Origin of the sequence: Gandjariella thermophila (assembly GCF_005405885.1) — a bacterium.
In the GTDB taxonomy this organism is placed as follows: Bacteria; Actinomycetota; Actinomycetes; order Mycobacteriales; family Pseudonocardiaceae; genus Gandjariella; species Gandjariella thermophila.
In genome coordinates this window covers 1-1,062 of the sequence record NZ_BJFL01000126.1, presented here as the reverse complement: position 1 = coordinate 1,062, position 1,062 = coordinate 1, and the positions used below count along the sequence as shown (strand labels likewise).

Genomic DNA, 1,062 nt, shown 5'->3' with positions numbered 1-1,062 from the left:
ACCCGCGACGAAGCCCGGCGTGAGATCTTTCGCTGGATCGAAACCTGGTACAACCGGCGGCGGCTGCACTCCGCCCTCGGCTATCTCACGCCCATCGAATGGGAGCATCACCAGCGCACAGACCGCCTGCTACCGTCCACCCAAGCCGCATAAGCCAGGCGTCCGGTCATCGGGGGGGAACTCCCCTCGCGGCGGAGGAACTGTGGGGCTGGCCGGTCGACGTTCTCGACCGCCTGCTCGAACTGCGTCAGCAGGCGTGGAAGGGCGCGATTCCGCTTGAGGAGTGGCGCGAGGGGGACGCCGCTCTACGGGCTGGCCAGCCGGCAGTGGACAAGGACGAGGTGGAGGAGTTCCAACAGGAGCTGATGGTCAACGGCCCCGCTGACCTACCACGTGAGGAGAGCGGCCGGCTGGTCGGCCGCCTGACTGCTCTCGCCAACCGTGCCCCCAGCGACGAGCAACTCTGGGAGGAACTGGCGACCGTGGCCAAAGTGCTCGCCGATCGCAAGCGGAGTAGCAGACTGGCGGCTACGTACCACGCAGCTCGCGAGCGCATCGTGACATGGCTGACCCGGCCAGGTGGCGGCATCGACCCAGTCACTGGGCTGCCCTGGTCGCAGATCGCCCGTTACCGCATTGTCGACGATCCCGATCTCGGCCGCGTGCCGCAGTACGTCGACGCAGCGCGTCAGCTCGCCAAGGCCGATGCCTCCGACGAGGAGCGCGCACGCGCGGAGATGCTTGTCGAGACCACGAGATGGCAGCAGATCGCTGGGCCGATGGCCGAACTCAACCAACGCTATCTGACCTGGTTCCCTCGCCTGATCCTTAGCGATCTTTGGTCGCGGGCTTCTTCACATCTGTGTCAAGTTTGAGGCTGTCGTTGCCAGGTGTGCCCGATCGATGGAGTCCTTGACGTGCCGGTCGAGGGTGCGCAGCGCTTGTCGTAACTGGGGTGGGGCTTGGGGCGGGTCGGCAGCGGTGAGTGGGACCAGCAGCCGGTTGTAGACCTTGGTGTAGAACACCGCGATCCGGATGCCGTCGGCAGTGACGTGGTAGCGG

At 66.1% G+C, this 1,062-nt stretch carries 3 protein-coding genes; 2 read left to right on the top strand and 1 reads right to left on the bottom strand.

Annotated elements, in window-relative coordinates; genetic code table 11:
• The coding region (locus FFT21_RS28640; protein ID WP_137816618.1) for an integrase core domain-containing protein at positions 1 to 153 on the top strand (153 nt) is incomplete at its 5' end.
• A gap of 173 nt (positions 154 to 326) precedes the next feature.
• The gene (locus FFT21_RS28635) at positions 327 to 875 is read left to right on the top strand and encodes a hypothetical protein (protein WP_137817000.1); all 549 of its coding nucleotides are present in this window, start codon (positions 327 to 329) and stop codon (positions 873 to 875) included.
• Here FFT21_RS28635 and FFT21_RS29435 read toward each other — a convergent pair.
• Positions 855 to 1,062, bottom strand: a 208-nt coding sequence (locus FFT21_RS29435) for a hypothetical protein (protein WP_225978861.1), incomplete at its 5' end; no start/stop codon positions are given. The two genes, FFT21_RS28635 and FFT21_RS29435, sit on opposite strands and share 21 nt — an antisense overlap.